Source organism: Streptomyces lavendofoliae (genome assembly GCF_014649735.1).
GTDB classification, from domain to species: Bacteria; Actinomycetota; Actinomycetes; order Streptomycetales; family Streptomycetaceae; genus Streptomyces; species Streptomyces lavendofoliae.
In genome coordinates, this window is the sequence record NZ_BMTP01000004.1 from 1 (window position 1) to 17343 (window position 17343).

The window sequence follows — 17343 nt, forward strand, 5'->3', positions numbered from 1 at the left end:
TTTCAGCGCCGATGGTACTGCAGGGGGGACCCTGTGGGAGAGTAGGACGCCGCCGAACAATCATTAGCCTCAGTCCCCGGACATCATGTCCGGGGACTGAGGCTTTTTTGCGTTCCCGTGCGTTCTCGTGCGTTCCGGTGCGTCCAGTGCGTTCTCGAAAAGAGTTTGACGGGCTCCGGCGGGCGGCGGTCGGATGACGTTATGCACATCGACGACGAACTCGTGCGACGGCTGATCGCGGGACGGTTCCCGCAGTGGGCGGGGCTCGCGGTGCGGCGGGTTCCGTCCGGTGGCACGGTGAACGCGGTGTACCGGCTCGGTGAGGACATGGTCGTCAGGCTTCCGCTCACCGAGGGCGGGGCGGCCGACGTGGCGCGGGAGCGGGCGTGGCTGCCCCGGCTGGCGCCCCGGCTGCCGGCGGGCATCCCCGAGGTGCTGGGGGCGGGAGAGCCCGCCGAGGGCTTTCCGTGGCCGTGGTCGGTGTACCGGTGGCTGGAGGGGGAGCATCCGCGGGCGGGTGCCGTGGTGGAGCCCGAGTCGCTGGCCGGGGACCTCGCGGAGTTCGTGGCCGCCATGTGGGGCGTCGACCTGCCGGACGCGCCGGCGGCCTACCGGGGAGGGCCGCTCGGTTCGCTCGACGCGGGGACGCGGCGGGCGATCGAGACGCTGCGGGGCGTTCCGGAGGAGGACGTGGACTGTGATGCCGCCCTGGCCGTGTGGGAGGCCGCGCTGGCGGTGCCCGGCTGGGACGGGCCGCCGGTGTGGCTGCACGCCGACCTGATGCCCGGCAACCTGCTGGCCGACCGGGGGAGGCTCACCTCCGTGATCGACTTCGGGTGCATGGGGGTTGGCGACCCGGCCTGCGACCTCTTCCCCGCGTGGAACCTGCTGCCGGACGGGGCGAGAGAGGTCTTCCGGGAGAGGCTCGGCGTCGATGACGCGACGTGGGCGCGCGGGCGGGCGCGGACGCTTTCGCAGGCGTTGATCGCGCTGCCGTACCACCGGCTGACGAACCCGTCGATGGCAGCCAACGCCCGGCATGTGATCCGGGCGGTGCTCGGTCCGCGGTGATGCCGGCGCCGAGGGCGAAATGCGTTGCGGCGACAGGCCGGTGCGGTCAGGATCCGGTCATGGAACACCGCATACGCACGGTCCGGGCCGACGAGTGGCCCAAGGCCCGGGACATCCGCCTCGACGCCCTCCGGGACCCCCTGGCGCCGCTCGCCTTCCTCGACACCTACGAGGCGGCGTCCGCCCGCGACGACGAGCACTGGGAGCAGTGGGCGGGCCGTGGGGCGGAAGGCAGCGACAGTGCCCGGCAGTTCGTCGCGGAGGCGCCGGACGGGTCCTGGGACGGCACGGTGACGGTCCTGGTCGAACGGGCGGGGCGGGAGACCGTGTTCGGTGAGGTTCCCGAGACGGATCAGACACATGTGGTCGGGGTGTACGTACGGCCCCGGGCGCGGGGTGCCGGGCTCGCGGAGGCGCTGTTCCGGGCCGCGGTGGAGTGGTCGTGGTCGACGGCCGGGGGTTCGGTGGAGCGCGTACGGCTGTTCGTGCACGAGCGGAACGGGCGGGCCGAGGCCTTCTACCGGAAGGCCGGCTTCGTACCGACGGGCGTCGGCTTCCCCGTGGAGGGCGACGGCAGCGGCGCGCGTGAGGTGGAGTACGAGATCCGGCGGCCCGTCAGGGGGTGAGGGGCTGGTCCGGCCAGCGGGCGCGGCCCTGTTCGGCCGAGCGGAGCAGGACGTGGGCGGGGAGCCCGAGGTCCTGACCGGCGGTCAGCAGGGCGGGCAGCGACGGCAGGGGGGCCACGGCCGCGACGTCGTCGAGGACGAGCGTCAGTGGTGGGTCGAGCCGACCGGCGGATGACCGTGCGGCCATGCGGCGGCCGTGCTCGACCACGTCTGAGGCGAGCGCGGTCAGCAGGGGCATCGCGCCCGGGTGGGTCCTCGGGTCCTCGATCGGTTCCCCCACCACATAAAGGGTGCCCCCTTCGGCGAGGAAAGATTCCAGTGCCAGCGAATCAGTTCGATTCGGTGTGCACGCCTCGCGGATATGGACCGAGGAGAGGGACGACAGTGCCCGTACGGCCAACTCCTGGGCGACCTCGCGCCGTTCCGGGTACGCGGTGAGGGCCGATTCGAGGAGGCCGGCGTGGCTGTTGGTGGCCTTGGGGTGCGTACGGAGGATGCGTACGGGTTCGTGGGCGCCGTTGTTCTGGGCCCAGCGCTGGACCTGCTTGAAGGGGCGTCCGTCCACGGCGGCGGCGTGCAGCCAGCAGCGGAGGAGCGTCTCGGCCGTGTCGGCGACGGCGGCGTCCACACGGGCCCGGGGGCGCACCGGCGCGAGCAGGGCGGCAGCGCGGGCGGCGGCGGTCGCGGTGTCCTCGCAGCCCTGGGTGGGCGACCAGTGCAGCCGCGCGGGTGTGTCGCACAGGTGGCCCGGGTCATAGACGAGCACGGGGCCGAGCTTGGCGCGGGCGTCCTTGGTGTCGGACCACAGGGCCGGGTCGGATGTGACGACCAGGGCGGGTCCGGCCGCGTCCTCGACGGCCCTGCGGGCGGCCGGGCGACGGGTGGTGGCGTCGCCGTAGAGGAGGCGGGGCGCGGCGGCCGGTGGTGCCTCCGGTACGGCTGTGGGGGCGGCGGGCGCGACCTGGGCCGGCGGCGCCACGGGCGGGGGAGTGGGCGGGGGCGCGGGTGCGTACGGGGCGTCCGCCGGGGCCGGCGCCGTGCCGTACGCCGCGGGGGGCGCGGTGGCAGGCGCCTGCCGCCGTAGCGTGTCCGGCACCGGGGCGTGCACCGCGTCGGGCACCTCGTCACCCGTCGGCGCCCGGGCCGGTACCCGTGCCGGGTCCCGCCGTGCCGCCGCCGCACGGGCGTGTGCCGCTCCGGCCGCCCGGACCGCGCGCCAGCGGGCGAGCGTCCCGACGACGAAGACGGCCAGCACCACCAGCACGAGCAGCTCGCTGATGAACAGGCCCCAGAACAGCCCGTACCCCGAGAGCTGCGCCGCCGGGGTGGCCGGCCAGGCCCCGGCCAGGTCCTGGGGCTGGGAGACCAGGCTCCGTATCGCGAGCGGCGTCCGGGCGAACGTCACCTCGTCGGGCCACGCGCCGTGCGCGAACAGCCCCGACAGCCCGGTCGCCGTCCACGCCAGCAGCGTCACGCCCAGCAGGAAGCCCAGCAGCCCCAGCAGGAGGCCGTCGGGGATGCCGCGCTCCTCGGCCTTGCGGTCCATGTCACGCCACCGTCGACTGGGACGACTCGTTCATCTGCCGTTCGATGAGGGCCGCGCGCTGCTCCGCCTCCCATTCGGCGGCCTGCACGTCCTCCGGCAGCGAGGACGACGACTCCGTCATCGCCCGGTCCGTGTAGACCAGGGGCCGCTCCGCCTCCGTGACCAGGTGCTTGACCACCTGCACATTGCCGTTCACGTCCCAGACGGCGATGCCCGGCGTGAGGGTGGGGATGATCTCCACCGCCCACCGGGGCAGGCCGAGGACCCGGCCGGTGGCCCGTGCCTCGTCGGCCTTCTGGGCGTAGATGGTCCGGGTGGACGCCATCTTGAGGATGGCCGCCGCCTCGCGTGCCGCCGCCCCGTCCACGACGTCGCTGAGGTGGTGGACCACCGCCACGAAGGACAGGCCGAGGCGCCGGCCGAACTTCAGCAGCCGCTGGAACAGCTGGGCCACGAAGGGGCTGTTGATGATGTGCCACGCCTCCTCCACCAGGAAGATGCGCTTCTTGCGGTCGGGCCGGATCCAGGTGTGCTCCAGCCACACCCCGACGATGGCCATCAGGATCGGCATGGCGATCGAGTTGCGGTCGATGTGGGAGAGGTCGAAGACGATGAGCGGGGCGTCGAGGTCGATGCCGACCGTCGTCGGTCCGTCGAACATGCCCCGCAGGTCGCCGTCGACGAGCCGGTCGAGGACGAGGGCGACGTCCAGGCCCCATGCCCGTACGTCGTCTATGTCGACGTTCATCGCCGCCGCCGACTCCGGTTCCGGGTGGCGCAGCTGTTCGACGATGTCGGTCAGGACGGGCTGGCGGTCGGTGATGGTCTGGTTCACGTACGCGTGGGCGACCTTGAGGGCGAAGCCGGACCGCTCGTCCAGGCCGTGCCCCATCGCGACCTCGATGATCGTCCGGAGCAGCGCCAGCTGGCCGGTGGTGGTGATCGACGGGTCGAGGGGGTTGAGCCGGATGCCGTCGTTGAGGGCGGCGGCCGGGTCGAGGCGGATGGGAGTTATCCCCAGTTCCTCCGCGATGAGGTTCCATTCGCCGACCCCGTCCTCGCCCTGGGCGTCGAGGACGACGACCTGTCGGTCGCGGAAGCGCAGCTGACGCAGGACGTAGGTCTTCTCCAGCGCCGACTTGCCGTTGCCGGACTCGCCGAGAACCAGCCAGTGCGGGGCGGGGAGCTGCTGGCCGTACAGCTGGAACGGGTCGTAGATGTACCCCTTGCCGCTGTACACCTCGCGCCCGATGATCACGCCGGAGTCGCCCAGGCCGGGCGCGGCGGTCGGCAGGTAGACGGCCTGGGCCTGGCCCGTCGAGGTACGGACGGGAAGGCGGGTCGTCTCGACCTTCCCGAAGAGGAAGGCGGTGAAGGCCTCGGTGAGGACGGACAGCGGATCTCGCATCAGGATCAGGTGCCCCTATCGGCGGATGCCGGTCGCGAACGGCAAGGTGTTCACAAAGGCCCGGTGGTGCTCGCGGTCGCACCACTCCAGCTTCAGATACGACTTGCCGGCCGAGGCCCTGATCGTCCGCTTGTCCCTGGCCAGGGCCTCGGGCGTACGAGACGACACAGTGATGTACCCGACGAGGTTGACTCCCGCCGCTCCGCTGGCGAGATCTTCACCCCGCTGGTCGAGCCGGCCGTGGGCGGCGATGTCACGCGGGTCGATGGTGCGGTTCATCTTGGCGGCGCGGCTGGCCTCGGCCTCGTCGTTGGTCTTCTCGGTCAGCATGCGTTCGATGGCGACCTCGGTGGGTTCGAGGTCCATGCAGACGGCGACGGTGCGGATGACGTCGGGGGTGTGGACGAGGAGCGGTGCGAGGAAGTTCACGCCGACGGGGGTCATCGGCCACTCCTTGACCCACGCGGTGGCGTGGCACCAGGGTGCGCGGGTCGACGACTCGCGGGTCTTGGCCTGGAGGTACGTCGGTTCGACGGCGTCGAGTTCGGCGGGCCAGGCGTTTCGCTTCGTCATCGCCTGGATGTGGTCGATGGGGTGGTCCGGGTCGTACATGGAGTGCACGAGGGACGCCAGGCGGGACTGGCCGAGGGGCTGGCGGACGCGGATGTCGGCCTCGGCGAGGCGGGCGCAGATGTCGGTCAGCTCGCGGGCCATGACGACCGCGAGGCCGGCGTCCTTGTCGAGCTTGCGGCCGCCGGTCGCCTGACGGGCGGCGCGGGCCATGGTGTGGGCCTCGGCGGCCAGTTCGCGGGTGTAGTGCATGCAGGCGACCAGGTACGCGCGGTGCTGCTCGCTGGAGGTCGACACCATGGACTGGAGCTGCTCGTAGGAGTCGCGGAGCCAGCCGGGGGCGCTCGGGTCGCCGCGCTGGGCGACGTCCTTGGCGTGGGCGTCGGGGTCGGCGGGGAGGGTGCGGGCGAGCATCTGGAGGCGGGTGACGAAGCCGTCGCCGTTGGCCACGTGCTTGAGGAGGGTGCCGAAACGGTCCACCAGGGCTTCCTGGTCCTCGCTGTCGCGCAGGCCGACGCCGGGTCCCTCGATCTCGATGGCGGCGGTGACGGTGCGGCGGTCGGCGTGGAGCAGGACGGCGATCTCGTCGGGCCCGAAGGGGGCGGAGAGCCAGTTGATGCGGCCGATGCCGGGGGGCGGGCCGACCTCGATCTCGCGGCCGTCGAGGCGGGTGCCCGCCTCCATGGCCGTGGAGCGGTAGGTGGTGCCCTGGCGGAGGGTGCGCTTGTAGCTGCGGTTGATCTCGAACCACTTGTAGAAGGTGCGGCCCTTGTACGGGACGTACACGGCGGCGAGCGCGAGCATGGGGAACCCCATGAGCGTCACGATCCGCAGGGACAGGACGGGGACCAGCAGCCCGCTCATCATGCCGAGGAACGCGCCGGCGATGATCAGCGCGATCTCGCCGGTCTCGCGGTTCTTGCCGACGATCGCGTTCGGCCGGGCCCGGCCGATCAGATACGTGCGGCGGGGCGTGATCGTCTGGGACTGGGTCGTCAACGCCCTCCACCTCCTGTGCTTCCTGTGCTGCTGCCTGTGCCGGTGTTGCTCTTACGGTGGGTGTGCGGCGTACCGCTGGTGCCCGGGCTGCGGGGCGGGGGTGCGGCGGAGGGGACGGATCCGCCGTTGCCGCCGCTCCCGGCGGGTGTGCCGCCGGAGGGCTGGTTGCGGGAGCTGTGGGCGGCGACGCCGCCGGACACGGCGCTCGCCGCCTGCGTGTTGCCGCCGCCACCGCCGCCGCGCTGGTGGTTGCGGCTGCTGTGGGTCTTGATGCCCTGTGAGACGAGCGCGGCGGGCGAGGAGATGACGGCGGCGGCCTGGGAGCCGTCGGTGGCCTGCTTGCGGTTCGTACGGGCGGAGGCGATCTCGTCGCCGAAGCCGGGGACGAAGCGGTAGATCATCGCCGACGCGAAGATCGCCAGCAGGATGATGGCGAGGCCGGACACGACGGCCGAGAACGCGTCGGGGCCGTCGTCGGATGACAGTGCCCCGGCGAGGCCGAGGACGATGACGATGACCGGCTTGACCAGGACCACCGCGATCATGATTCCGGCCCAGCGGCGGACGTGTCCCCACATGTTCTTGTCGACCAGCCCGGCGTACACCACGGTGCCGAGCAGCGCGCCGACGTAGAGCAGGGCGGCACGGATGACGAGCTCGAGCCAGAGGATGCCGGCCGCGAGGATCGAGACCAGGGACACGACGATCAGCATGATCGGCCCGCCGCCGATGCCCTCGCCCTTCTTGAGCGCCTCGGCGAACGTCCCGAAGAACGTGTCGGTCTGCCCGCCGCTGCCGCTGGCGATCACCTCGGTGACGCCGTCGGTCGCCGAGACGACGGTGTAGAGGATGAGCGGGGTGAACGCGGAGGCCAGGACGGTGAGCCACAGGAAGCCGATGGCCTCCGACATCGCCGTCGCCAGGGGCACGCCCCGGATGGCGCGCTTGGCGACCGCGAGGAGCCACAGAACGAGGGTGAGGACGGTGGAGGCGGCGAAGACGACGGCGTACTGCTGGAGGAACCTGGGGTTGGTGAAGTCCACCTCGGCGGTGCTCTTCACGGCCTCGCTGAGCTTGCCCACGATCCACGCGGCGGCGTCGGCGCAGCCCCGCGCGAGGGACGCGAGCGGGTCGAGGGCGGCGGTGGGGTCGGCGGGGTTGGAGCGAGGGGCGCCGGGGGCGGGGTCGCCTGTCTCGCACAGGTCGCGTGCGGGACCCGCGATGAGCCCGCAACCGTTGCCGCTCGGGCTGGGCGACGGGGTGGGAGTGGGCGCCGCGGCGGCCCTTGCCGCGAGGAGGAACACGGCGGACTGGACGGCCGCCAGCGTCACGAGGACGGAGCGTCCACGGTGCCGAGGGTTACCGGGCATACGTGAACCCTCCGTATTCGTTGACCGCTCCGGCGATCTCGTCGGACCCCGAAACGGGGTTGTCCCCGGTGACCGGGGTGGGACCGGTCTTCTGTGACGTCTCCAGCACCTTCCAGTCGGAGCCGTTCCACTTCAGCTTCAGACTCACGGTGAACCATCCGCTGGTCACCGGCTTGGTGGACGTTTCTCCGGTCAGGCCGAAAAGGCCCATGCACCAGACCTCGACGTCGGCGGTGCCAGGTGTGAAGTTCTTGACCTTCGTACCGGCGGGCAGCGTCCGGTTCACGAAAGTGGAGCCGGATGGCGCGCTGCCGTCCGCCTTCAGGCCGATCTGGCTGAGGAACGCCTCCGAGTAGTCGGCATCGAAGCCCGATTGCAGTTTGTCCCGTGTGCTCGCGTCCGCGATGGCCCGGACGATCTCACGACGCCGTTCCGTGTTGAACATCCCGTCGGAGCCCAGCGCCACCGCGTAGTTCGCCGCCGCGCTCTGCGCTCCCTGTTCGTCGTGGGCGTAGCCCGCCGGGATGGTGCCGTTCTTGCCCGACACCGGCCTGACGCCCGTCGCGGCCGTGGGGGCGGCGTCGCGCTGGGCGGAGGCGTCCGAGGGGGTGTCGTCGCCGCCACCGCCGCGGTTCGCGAAGGCGATGGCGGCGATCAGCAGCACCACCACGCCCACCACCGTGATCAGCGACCGCGAGTTGCGGGCCGGGCGGCGGGCGCCGCCGTAGACGCCGCCGTAGACGTCACCGGCGCCGCTGTCGGGCAGGCGGGTACGGGTCTGCCCCGTGCCACCGCCTCCCGTGCTGCTGGCGCCGCCGTGCTCGTCGCCGAGGCTCATGACGGGTACGCCCCCTCAACCGTTCGCTGATCTGTATGGTGACTGGACATCAGGTGGCGCGCCTCTAGGGGAGAGCCTGGGATAACGCCTGGCGGAGGGTCAGACGGCCATTCCGTACACGATGGTGAACAGCGTTCCCAGTGATCCGATGATGAAGACCCCGGTGAGGCCGGCCACGATCAGCCCCTTGCCCTGCTCGGCGCTGAACGTGTCCCGGAGCGCGGTCGCGCCGATGCGCTGCTTGGCCGCGCCCCAGATCGCGATGCCGAGGCACAGCAGGATGGCCACGGCCATCACCACCTCGATCATCACGCGGGCCTCGTTCCCCAGGCTCCCGAAGGGCCCCCAGTTGGGGGCGATTCCGCCAATGATGGTGGTGATGTCGCCTTTTTCGGCCGCCAGGTACATGTAACTCACCGCCCCTGTTGGGTAGTTCGTCGCCCCTGCCCCATGGCACGGGTCACCGCACTATCTTCGCTGATGAAACCGCCCATGTGCGCCGACTTGGCTGGTCTCTTTACCCGATCCCCGCACCTTTGACCGGTCCGGGCGCCCTGACCTGCGAAGGCGGGGGGCCGGACGGATGCGAGTACGCGTATCGTCACTCTGTGTATCACGGAGGGTGACTCCGGGCAATGACTGTCGTTACGGCACTCTTGGGGCGGTTGAGACGGTGCTCAGCGGTACGTGGCCACCAGGCGCGCCAGCTGGCGCCCGGCCTGGAGCAGGGGCTCCTCGCTGCGGGTGACCTGGGCGGTCACCTCGGCGCCCTCCAGGGTGCTGATGATCGTGCCGGCCAGTTCGCGGGCGTCGGGCCGGGCGAGGCCGGCGCGCAGGAGTCGGTCGGCGACCAGGTCCTGCCAGCCGCGGAGCGCGTCGGCGCAGGCCCGCTGGATCTCGGAGTCGGTGCCGAGGGTCTCCAAGGCGGCGGCGGTGACGGGGCAGCCGTCGGTCCAGCCCGAGGCGCGCAGTGCGGTGGCGAGCGAGCGGGCGCAGCCCTCGACGGCGGCGGCCGGGTCCTCCTCGCCGTCCAGCGCCTCGCGCAGGATCGCCGCGAACTCCTCGTCGCCGTGCTTGATCGCGGCGACGGCGACGGCCTCCTTCCCGCCGGGGAAGAAGTGGTAGACGGAGCCCAGGGTGGCGTCGGCCTCCTTGGCGATCTGCTTGATGCCCGTGCCGACGTATCCCTGGCGCTGTACGAGGCGGGCGGCGGCGAGGACGATCCGGTCACGGGTGCTGGTCTGCATGGGGCGATCGTACCGAGTCGCTGAGTAGAGCGTTCGTTCTAGGGATGTGCTACGGTCGGTCCGTCCTCTGGATAGAGCGTTCGTTCTAGATATCAGGAGTCCCCGTGCCCAGCACCGCGCCCGTCACCCCCGCGCCCGCTCCCGTCACCGTCATCGGCCTCGGCCCCATGGGCCGGGCCATGGCCGGGACGTACCTCGACCGGGGCCACCCCGTCACCGTCCTCAACCGGACCGCCTCCCGCGCCGACGCCCTCGTGGCGCGGGGCGCCCACCGCGCCGGCACCGTCGAGGAGGCCCTCACCGCCTCCGAGCTGGTGGTGCTGAGCCTCACCGACTACGAGGCCGTGTACGCCGTACTGGACGGCGCCGACCCCGCCGCGTTCGCCGGCCGGGTCCTCGTCAACCTCACCTCCGACACCCCCGGCAAGGCGCGCGAGGCCGCCGCCTGGGCCGCCGCCCGGGGCGCCACGCAGCTCACCGGCGGCGTCCTGACCCCGCCCCAGGGCATCGGCGACCCCGGCTCGTCCACCCTCTACAGCGGCCCCCGTGAGGCGTTCGACGCCCACCGGGGCACCCTGGAGGTCCTGACCGCCGCCGAGCACCGCGGTGAGGACCCGGGCCTCGCCGCGCTGCTCTACCAGCTCAACATGGCGATGTTCTGGCCCGCCCTGACGAGCTACTGGCACGCCGTCGCCATGGCCGACGCCCACGGGCTGAAGGCCGCCGACGTCCTGCCCCTCGCCGTCGGCGCGCTGGACGTCACGCGGTTCCTGGAGTTCTACACACCCCGGGTAGACGCCGGTGACCACACCGGGGACGTCGACCGGCTCGCCATGGGCGCCGCCAGCGTCGCCCACGTCCTGGCCACGGCCGAGGACTCCGGCGCCGACACGACCCTCCCGGCCGCCCTCCTGGACGTCTTCCGGCGCGGCGTGGCCGCCGGGCACGGCGCGGACAGCGCCTCCAGCCTGGTGGAGGTCCTGAAGCGGCCGTAGAGAGCGCCGTGTCGACGCCTCCCGGGGGCCCCGGCCGGCTCCCGAGGGGCCGCGCACGGGCGTCGGCCGTACGCCATGGTGACCCCGACCACCCCCTGAAAGAGGGACCCGCCGCCTACACTGGCGCTCGGTGGACGGCCATGTCGTGAGGGGTGGTTGACGGTGCGTAAGGCGTGGCTGGTCGCCGGGGTGTCCGTCGGGGCGTGCGTGAGCTTCGTCGCGCTGCTGGTCGTCGGGACGTACTCGGCCGCCGCCGGGCTGCTCGGCGGGGCCGGAGGCGCCCTCAACGGGGCGGTCGGGCTGGCGAAGGGCGCCGTGCCCGCCGCGTACCAGCCGCTGGTGCAGAGGTGGGGCAACCTCTGCCCCGCCATCAACCCGGCCCTGCTCGCCGCGCAGCTGTACCAGGAGAGCGGCTGGAACCCCAAGGCGGTGAGCCACGCCGACGCGCGGGGCATCGCCCAGTTCATCCCCGGCACGTGGGCCTCGCACGGGATCGACGGCGACAAGGACGGCGACCGGGACGTGTGGGACCCGGCGGACGCCATCCCGTCGGCCGCCTCGTACGACTGCGAGCTCGCCGGGTACGTCAAGAACGTGCCCGGCGACCGGACGAACAACATGCTCGCCGCCTACAACGCCGGTGCCTACCGGGTGATAAAGGCCGGCGGGGTGCCGGGCATCAGCGAGACGCAGAACTACGTACGGATCATCCGCTCGCTGGAGAAGAGCTTCGCGCGGCCCGTTGGCCGGGTCGAGCCGTCACGGCAGGCGGCCGGGGCGATCTACTTCGCCCAGAAGAAGCTCGGCACGCCCTATCTGTGGGGCGGCAACGGAACGCCCGAGCAGCAGGGGCGGTTCGACTGCTCGGGGCTGACGCAGGCCGCGTACCGGACCGTGGGCATCGAGCTGCCGCGCGTCGCCAACGACCAATACAACGCGGGCCCGCACCCCTCGCGCGAGGAGCTCCTGCCGGGCGATCTCGTTTTCTTCTCGGATGACTTGAACAATTCGCGGGCCATCCGCCACGTGGGGCTGTACGTGGGCGGCGGATACATGATCAACGCCCCGTACACCGGGGCCGTCATCCGGTTCGACAAGATCGACACCCCCGACTACTTCGGAGCCACGCGCGTGACGGAGGATGGCGCGAAAGCGCTCCCCACGGCACGGCCCTGAGCTGCGCGTACGTATCACTCTTCGATAACGTCGTCGTGATCGTTCCGTGGAGAGTGGAACGTACCCCTCCTGCGGGTCGTTCCCTGGACCGACGATGGCGACACTGACCGGGTGACACAAGGCAAGGGGCCGCAGCAGATGGCTGGACTCGCATCGGACGGTTCGAACCCCGATGTCGGCCTGCTCTACGACATCAACGGCCTGGCGAAGGACGCCCCTTCGTGGTTCGACCGCGTCATGGAGTTCACGGGCGAGTACGGGATCATGCTGGCGATGGTGCTGGTCGTGCTCTGGTGCTGGTGGAGCGTGCGCCGGCGCGGTGGCCCGGAGGACTCCGTCGCGGCCGTCGCGGGCCTGGTCTGGGCCCCCCTCGCGGCCGGGGTCGCCCTCCTCGTCAACATCCCCATCCGCGGGTTCGTGGAGCGGCCCCGGCCGTTCAGGGAACACCAGGGGCTCGAGGTGCTGGTGGACGGGAAGACCGACTTCTCGTTCGTGAGCGACCACGCCACCATGGCCATGGCGATCGGCGTCGGGGTGTTCGTCGCCAACCGCCGCTTCGGCCTCGCCGCCATCGGCCTCGCCCTCGTCGAGGGCTTCTGCCGCGTCTACATGGGCGTGCACTACCCGACCGACGTCGTCGGGGGCTTCGCCCTCGGCACGGCGGTGGCGCTGCTCCTCGCCCCCGTCGCCCTCGCGTTGCTGACCCCGCTGGTGCGGGCCGTGGCCCGCTCCGGGAGGGCCGGCCGGCTCGTACGGTCGCGCCGGGCGCCCGCGTGGGAGCGGCACGAGACGCTGGACATCGCCGACCCCCGGCTCGGCTCCGGCTCCGCCTCGGGCCCCGACGAGAACGACCTGGCGGCCTAGGGCCCGTCTTCCCCGCCCGACGGCCCCCCTCCGGGACGGCGTACCGGTGGCCCCCGCCCCGTACGGGCCGGCGCTCAGGCCCCGGCGGGTGGTGGCGGTGGTCCCGTGTGCTCCGCGGCGTCCACGCGCGCGCGGTCCCTGGACCGTCTCGCGGGACCGGCCCAGCCACAGGTGCAGCGGGCGACGGCGAACGAACCACGCTCGGTGGTCGTGGCGTTGTGGACGGCCGGGACGGCGGGCGTCTGATCATGCGCGTGCACGGCTCCACGGTACCGGCGTGACGGCGCGCCCGGGCGTTCGTTAGGTGGGTGGGGTCTCCTCGGCTCCCCAGGGCCCGGGGAGGGCGGGGCCCCGGCAGCCGGCGGCACAGTGTTGGGGGTTGGCAGGCGATGGTGGTGCAGCAGAGGCGCAGGGGCGGCACGTTCGCCGTCGCGGTCGCCGTGGTGGGTGCGGTCGTCAGCGGATGCTCGGCGGCGGCCGACGCCTCGCCCGGCGCGGACCCCGGCGACACGGTGCGCGGGGCCCCCGACACCCTGACCCGGGTGGGCACCGCCAAGGCGCGTACGTCCATGGAGATGGCGACCGGCGGGACACGGGTCACCATCCGGGGCGAGGGCGCGTACGACTTCGTCAGACGGCACGGCCGGCTCAGGGTCGTCCTGCCCGAGGACCCCTCCGGGGCGGACGGGCACCGCCCGATCACCGAACTCCTCGCGCCCGGCGCGCTCTACATGAAGAACCGCGGCGCCGGTGTCCCCGCCGACAAGTGGGTCCGCGTCGACACCACCACCCTGGAGGACGGCAACCTCGTCACCGGCGGGGCGACCGACCCGGCCGCCGCGGCCGAGCTGCTGCGCGGCGCGCGGGACGTGAGCTACGTCGGCGAGGAGGAGCTCGCCGGGGTGCGGGTCGTCCACTACCGCGGGGTCAGCGACCTGGGCCGGGCGGCGCGGGCGGCCTCCCCACAGGTGCGGGGGGCGCTCGAGGCGGCGGCGAAAGGGTTCGCCAGGGACGCGGTGCCGTTCGACGCGTACCTGGACGGCGAGGGGCGGCTGCGCAAGGTGCGCCACCAGTTCAGTTTCGCCAACCAGGGGCGTACGGTCGCCGTCTCCTCGACGACGCTGCTGTACGAGTTCGGCGTCCCCGTCGCCGTACGGCTGCCGGCCCGACACGACATCTACTCCGGCAAGGTCAGGGCCTGACCATCGGAAGAATGGTCCGGACGTGCCATGCGCGGTGCGTGTCGCGCTCCCTACGCTGGGAAGCCGACCCCGGCAGAAAGAGGTGATGCGCGTGGCCCCGCCCACTCCGACGACAGTCCAGGACCACGTGGCCCTCGCCGAGATCGAGCTGTGCGGTGAGCTGATGATCGCGGCGTCCGCCGCGGACGGGGAGCGGCTCAGCGCGGACCTCATCGACGAGGTGCTCAACGTGATACCCGAGGGGCGCGGCGATGCTGCCGCGCCCCGTTGAGCGGTTTCGCGCCAGTCGCTTCAGGTTCGCATCATGCGGGCGATGGCCTTCGTCGCCTCCTCGACCTTCGCGTCGATCTCGTCCCCGCCCTTGACGGCGGCGTCGGCGACGCAGTGCCGCAGGTGTTCCTCCAGGAGCTGGAGGGCGAAGGACTGGAGGGCCTTGGTGGACGCGGAGACCTGGGTGAGTATGTCGATGCAGTAGACGTCCTCGTCGACCATGCGCTGGAGGCCCCGGATCTGGCCCTCGATGCGGCGCAGGCGCTTGAGGTGCTCGCTCTTCTGCTGGTGGTATCCGTGCACGCCGTGGTCGTGGTCCGTAGCGGCGGTTTCCTGTTCCGTGACCGGAAGGCCGGCCGCCTCGGTGGTCGTCATCGCGTCCTCCCGTTGTCCTGGGGAAATGGATACCCCGCGTGGGTATATGGTACCGATCCTTTGCCGCGGCGGGCGGGGGCCGGTTCTGTTCACTGTGCCTGATGGGCGACACTGAAGAACGCCGGTTAGCCGTGGCCGGATGATGCGCCTAGCATCAGCCTGACCGAAACCCATGCACCTAGAGGACCCCACGTGCGCTTTCGTCTGACCCCCAGGGAGACGAGCTTCTACGACATGTTCTCCGCGTCCGCGGACAACATCGTCACGGGCTCCAAACTCCTGATGGAACTGCTCGGCGCGGAACACTCCGCCCGGGCCGAGATCGCGGAGCGGATGCGGGCAGCGGAGCACGCGGGCGACGACGCCACCCACGCGATCTTCCACCAGCTGAACTCCTCCTTCATCACGCCGTTCGACCGTGAGGACATCTACTCCCTCGCGTCGTCGCTCGACGACATCATGGACTTCATGGAGGAGGCGGTCGACCTCGTCGTCCTCTACAACGTGGAGGAGCTGCCGAAGGGTGTCGAGCAGCAGATCGAGGTGCTGGCCCGGGCCGCCGAGCTGACCGCCGAGGCCATGCCGCACCTGCGGACGATGACCAACCTCACCGAGTACTGGATCGAGGTCAACCGGCTGGAGAACCAGGCGGACCAGATCCACCGCAAGCTGCTGGCCCACCTCTTCAACGGCAAGTACGACGCCATGGAGGTGCTCAAGCTGAAGCAGATCGTGGACGTGCTGGAAGAGGCCGCCGACGCGTTCGAGCACGTGGCCAACACGGTGGAGACCATCGCGGTCAAGGAGTCCTGAGCTTCGTGGACACCTTCGCACTGGTCGTGACCATCGGTGTCGCGCTCGGCTTCACATATACGAACGGCTTCCACGACTCGGCGAACGCCATCGCCACGTCGGTCTCCACCCGGGCGCTGACCCCCCGCGCGGCGCTCGCCATGGCCGCGGTGATGAACCTCGCCGGTGCCTTCATGGGCAGCGGTGTCGCCAAGACGGTGAGCGAGGGCCTGATCCAGACGCCCGAGGGCCAGCGCGGCATGGGCATCCTGTTCGCGGCGCTGGTCGGCGCGATCGTCTGGAACCTGATCACCTGGTACTTCGGGCTTCCCTCGTCGTCCTCGCACGCACTGTTCGGCGGCATGGTCGGCGCGGCGCTGGCGGGCGGCACCACCGTCTACTGGGGCGGTGTCGTCGACAAGATCGTCATTCCGATGTTCGTGTCGCCGGTGGTCGGCCTGGTGGTCGGCTACCTGGTGATGTGCGTGATCCTGTGGCTCTTCCGCAAGGCGAACCCGCACAAGGCGAAGCGGGGCTTCCGTATCGCCCAGACCGTCTCCGCGGCGGGCATGGCGCTCGGCCACGGCCTCCAGGACGCGCAGAAGACCATGGGCATCGTGGTGATGGCGCTGGTCATCGCCGATGTGCAGGACGCGGGCGACGCCATCCCGATCTGGGTGAAGGTCGCGTGCGCGGTGATGCTGTCGCTGGGTACGTACGCCGGCGGCTGGCGCATCATGCGCACCCTGGGCCGCAAGATCATCGAGCTGGACCCGCCGCAGGGTTTCGCGGCGGAGACGACGGGCGCGTCGATCATGTTCGGCTCGGCGTTCCTCTTCCACGCGCCGATCTCGACGACCCACGTGATCACCTCGGCGATCATGGGTGTGGGCGCGACGAAGCGGGTGAACGCGGTGCGCTGGGGCGTCGCGAAGAACATCATCCTCGGCTGGTTCATCACCATGCCGGCGGCGGCGCTGGTCGCCGCGGTGAGCTTCTTCGTGGTCCAGCTGTTCTTCGGCTGACGGCCGGCGCCGCGTACGAGCGGTACGTGAACGGGCCCGCCCCCTGGGACAAGGGGGCGGGCCCTTCGCCTTGCGGTGGCACCGCCATGCAGCACCGCAGGACGTACATCCCGGGGCGTCCCCGTCCCCGGCGCGCCCCGGGCGGGGGCGCCGGCCGGGACGGCCCCGGCGGGGGCCACTATCCGAAGCGGCCGGAGATGTAGTCCTCCGTCGCCTGGACCGACGGGTTGGAGAAGATGCGCTCCGTCTCGTCGATCTCGACCAGCTTGCCGGGCTGGCCGACCGCGGCCAGGTTGAAGAACGCCGTGCGGTCCGAGACACGGGCCGCCTGCTGCATGTTGTGGGTCACGATGACGATCGTGAACCGCTCCTTCAGCTCGCTGATCAGGTCCTCGATCGCCAGCGTGGAGATCGGGTCGAGCGCCGAGCAGGGCTCGTCCATCAGCAGCACCTCCGGCTCGACCGCGATCGCGCGGGCGATGCACAGGCGCTGCTGCTGGCCGCCGGAGAGCCCGGAGCCGGGCTTGTTGAGGCGGTCCTTGACCTCGTTCCAGAGGTTCGCGCCCTTGAGGGAGCGCTCGACGACCTCGGCGAGTTCGCTCTTGCGGTACGAGCCGTTCAGGCGCAGCCCCGCCGCCACGTTGTCGTAGATCGACATGGTCGGGAAGGGGTTCGGGCGCTGGAAGACCATGCCGACCGTACGGCGCACGGTGACGGGGTCCACGTCCTTGGCGTACAGGTTCTCGTCGTCCAGCATCACCTTGCCCTCGACGCGGCCACCGGGGGTGACCTCGTGCATCCGGTTCAGGGTGCGCAGGAAGGTGGACTTGCCGCAGCCGGACGGGCCGATGAAGGCCGTCACGGAGCGGGGCTCGACGGTCATGGAGATGTCGTCGATCGCCTTGTGGGAGCCGTAATAGGCGGTGAGGCCGCTGACGTCGATTCGCTTGGCCATTTCACTCACTTCCG

General features: G+C 71.4%; 19 protein-coding genes. 9 read left to right on the top strand and 10 right to left on the bottom strand.

What is annotated here, in order from left to right:
• Positions 1-201: 201 nt before the first annotated feature.
• The gene (locus IE109_RS08395; RefSeq protein WP_189550149.1) at positions 202-1071 is read left to right on the top strand and encodes an aminoglycoside phosphotransferase family protein; all 870 of its coding nucleotides are present in this window, start codon (positions 202-204) and stop codon (positions 1069-1071) included.
• 59 nt (positions 1072-1130) lie between these two features.
• Positions 1131-1697 (top strand): GNAT family N-acetyltransferase, encoded by a 567-nt coding sequence (locus tag IE109_RS08400; protein WP_189550150.1) that lies wholly within the window; start codon positions 1131-1133, stop codon positions 1695-1697.
• On the opposite strand, the gene IE109_RS08405 is transcribed toward IE109_RS08400, so the two are convergent.
• The 7 genes from IE109_RS08405 to IE109_RS08435 form a co-directional block, all read right to left on the bottom strand.
• Positions 1687-3243 carry a P-loop NTPase family protein gene (locus IE109_RS08405; RefSeq protein WP_189550151.1) on the bottom strand — a complete coding sequence of 519 codons (1557 nt, stop codon included), beginning with the start codon at positions 3241-3243 and terminating at the stop codon, positions 1687-1689. The genes IE109_RS08400 and IE109_RS08405 overlap by 11 nt on opposite strands.
• A 1-nt stretch (position 3244) precedes the next feature.
• Positions 3245-4651 carry an ATP-binding protein gene (locus IE109_RS08410; RefSeq protein WP_189550152.1) on the bottom strand — a complete coding sequence of 469 codons (1407 nt, stop codon included), beginning with the start codon at positions 4649-4651 and terminating at the stop codon, positions 3245-3247.
• 15 nt (positions 4652-4666) lie between these two features.
• Complete coding sequence (locus IE109_RS08415) at positions 4667-6220, bottom strand: SCO6880 family protein (protein ID WP_189550153.1); 1554 nt, start codon at positions 6218-6220, stop codon at positions 4667-4669.
• Positions 6217-7590 carry a hypothetical protein gene (locus tag IE109_RS08420; protein ID WP_189550154.1) on the bottom strand — a complete coding sequence of 458 codons (1374 nt, stop codon included), beginning with the start codon at positions 7588-7590 and terminating at the stop codon, positions 6217-6219. The genes IE109_RS08415 and IE109_RS08420 overlap by 4 nt, the downstream gene beginning before the upstream one ends.
• A complete protein-coding gene (locus IE109_RS08425; protein ID WP_189550155.1) occupies positions 7580-8428 on the bottom strand; it encodes a DUF8175 domain-containg protein in 849 nt (282 codons plus the stop codon). The genes IE109_RS08420 and IE109_RS08425 overlap by 11 nt, the downstream gene beginning before the upstream one ends.
• A 99-nt stretch (positions 8429-8527) precedes the next feature.
• Positions 8528-8836, bottom strand: a complete 309-nt coding sequence (locus IE109_RS08430) for a DUF8827 family protein (RefSeq protein WP_017945892.1) — start codon at positions 8834-8836, stop codon at positions 8528-8530.
• A gap of 269 nt (positions 8837-9105) precedes the next feature.
• Complete coding sequence (locus IE109_RS08435) at positions 9106-9675, bottom strand: TetR/AcrR family transcriptional regulator (RefSeq protein ID WP_189550156.1); 570 nt, start codon at positions 9673-9675, stop codon at positions 9106-9108.
• 104 nt (positions 9676-9779) lie between these two features.
• On the opposite strand from IE109_RS08435, the gene IE109_RS08440 reads away from it, so the two are divergent.
• The 3 genes from IE109_RS08440 (at position 9780) to IE109_RS08450 (ending at position 12710) form a co-directional block, all read left to right on the top strand.
• Positions 9780-10670 carry an NAD(P)-dependent oxidoreductase gene (locus IE109_RS08440; protein ID WP_268251463.1) on the top strand — a complete coding sequence of 297 codons (891 nt, stop codon included), beginning with the start codon at positions 9780-9782 and terminating at the stop codon, positions 10668-10670.
• 162 nt (positions 10671-10832) lie between these two features.
• Positions 10833-11846 carry a C40 family peptidase gene (locus tag IE109_RS08445; protein WP_189550157.1) on the top strand — a complete coding sequence of 338 codons (1014 nt, stop codon included), beginning with the start codon at positions 10833-10835 and terminating at the stop codon, positions 11844-11846.
• A 138-nt stretch (positions 11847-11984) separates the two neighbouring features.
• Positions 11985-12710, top strand: a complete 726-nt coding sequence (locus IE109_RS08450; RefSeq protein WP_189550158.1) for a phosphatase PAP2 family protein — start codon at positions 11985-11987, stop codon at positions 12708-12710.
• A gap of 74 nt (positions 12711-12784) precedes the next feature.
• Here IE109_RS08450 and IE109_RS33055 read toward each other — a convergent pair whose 3' ends face one another.
• On the bottom strand, positions 12785-12970 hold the full coding sequence (locus IE109_RS33055) for a hypothetical protein (RefSeq protein ID WP_229890786.1): 186 nt from the start codon (positions 12968-12970) through the stop codon (positions 12785-12787).
• A gap of 129 nt (positions 12971-13099) precedes the next feature.
• On the opposite strand from IE109_RS33055, the gene IE109_RS08455 reads away from it, so the two are divergent.
• Together IE109_RS08455 and IE109_RS08460 are read left to right on the top strand one after the other, a co-directional pair.
• Positions 13100-13912 carry an SCO4651 family lipoprotein gene (locus tag IE109_RS08455; protein WP_189550159.1) on the top strand — a complete coding sequence of 271 codons (813 nt, stop codon included), beginning with the start codon at positions 13100-13102 and terminating at the stop codon, positions 13910-13912.
• 85 nt (positions 13913-13997) lie between these two features.
• Entirely contained in the window at positions 13998-14183 is a 186-nt protein-coding gene (locus tag IE109_RS08460) for a hypothetical protein (protein ID WP_189550160.1), read from the top strand.
• A 20-nt stretch (positions 14184-14203) separates the two neighbouring features.
• Here IE109_RS08460 and IE109_RS08465 read toward each other — a convergent pair whose 3' ends face one another.
• Complete coding sequence (locus tag IE109_RS08465; protein WP_189550161.1) at positions 14204-14557, bottom strand: metal-sensitive transcriptional regulator; 354 nt, start codon at positions 14555-14557, stop codon at positions 14204-14206.
• 192 nt (positions 14558-14749) lie between these two features.
• Between IE109_RS08465 and IE109_RS08470 the strand changes: the two genes are divergently transcribed.
• Complete coding sequence (locus tag IE109_RS08470) at positions 14750-15370, top strand: DUF47 domain-containing protein (RefSeq protein ID WP_189550162.1); 621 nt, start codon at positions 14750-14752, stop codon at positions 15368-15370.
• Positions 15371-15375: 5 nt separating this feature from the next.
• The gene (locus tag IE109_RS08475) at positions 15376-16374 is read left to right on the top strand and encodes an inorganic phosphate transporter (protein WP_189550163.1); all 999 of its coding nucleotides are present in this window, start codon (positions 15376-15378) and stop codon (positions 16372-16374) included.
• Positions 16375-16552: 178 nt separating this feature from the next.
• On the opposite strand, the gene pstB is transcribed toward IE109_RS08475, so the two are convergent.
• The gene (gene pstB, locus IE109_RS08480) at positions 16553-17329 is read right to left on the bottom strand and encodes a phosphate ABC transporter ATP-binding protein PstB (protein ID WP_189550164.1); all 777 of its coding nucleotides are present in this window, start codon (positions 17327-17329) and stop codon (positions 16553-16555) included.
• Positions 17330-17343: the final 14 nt, after the last annotated feature.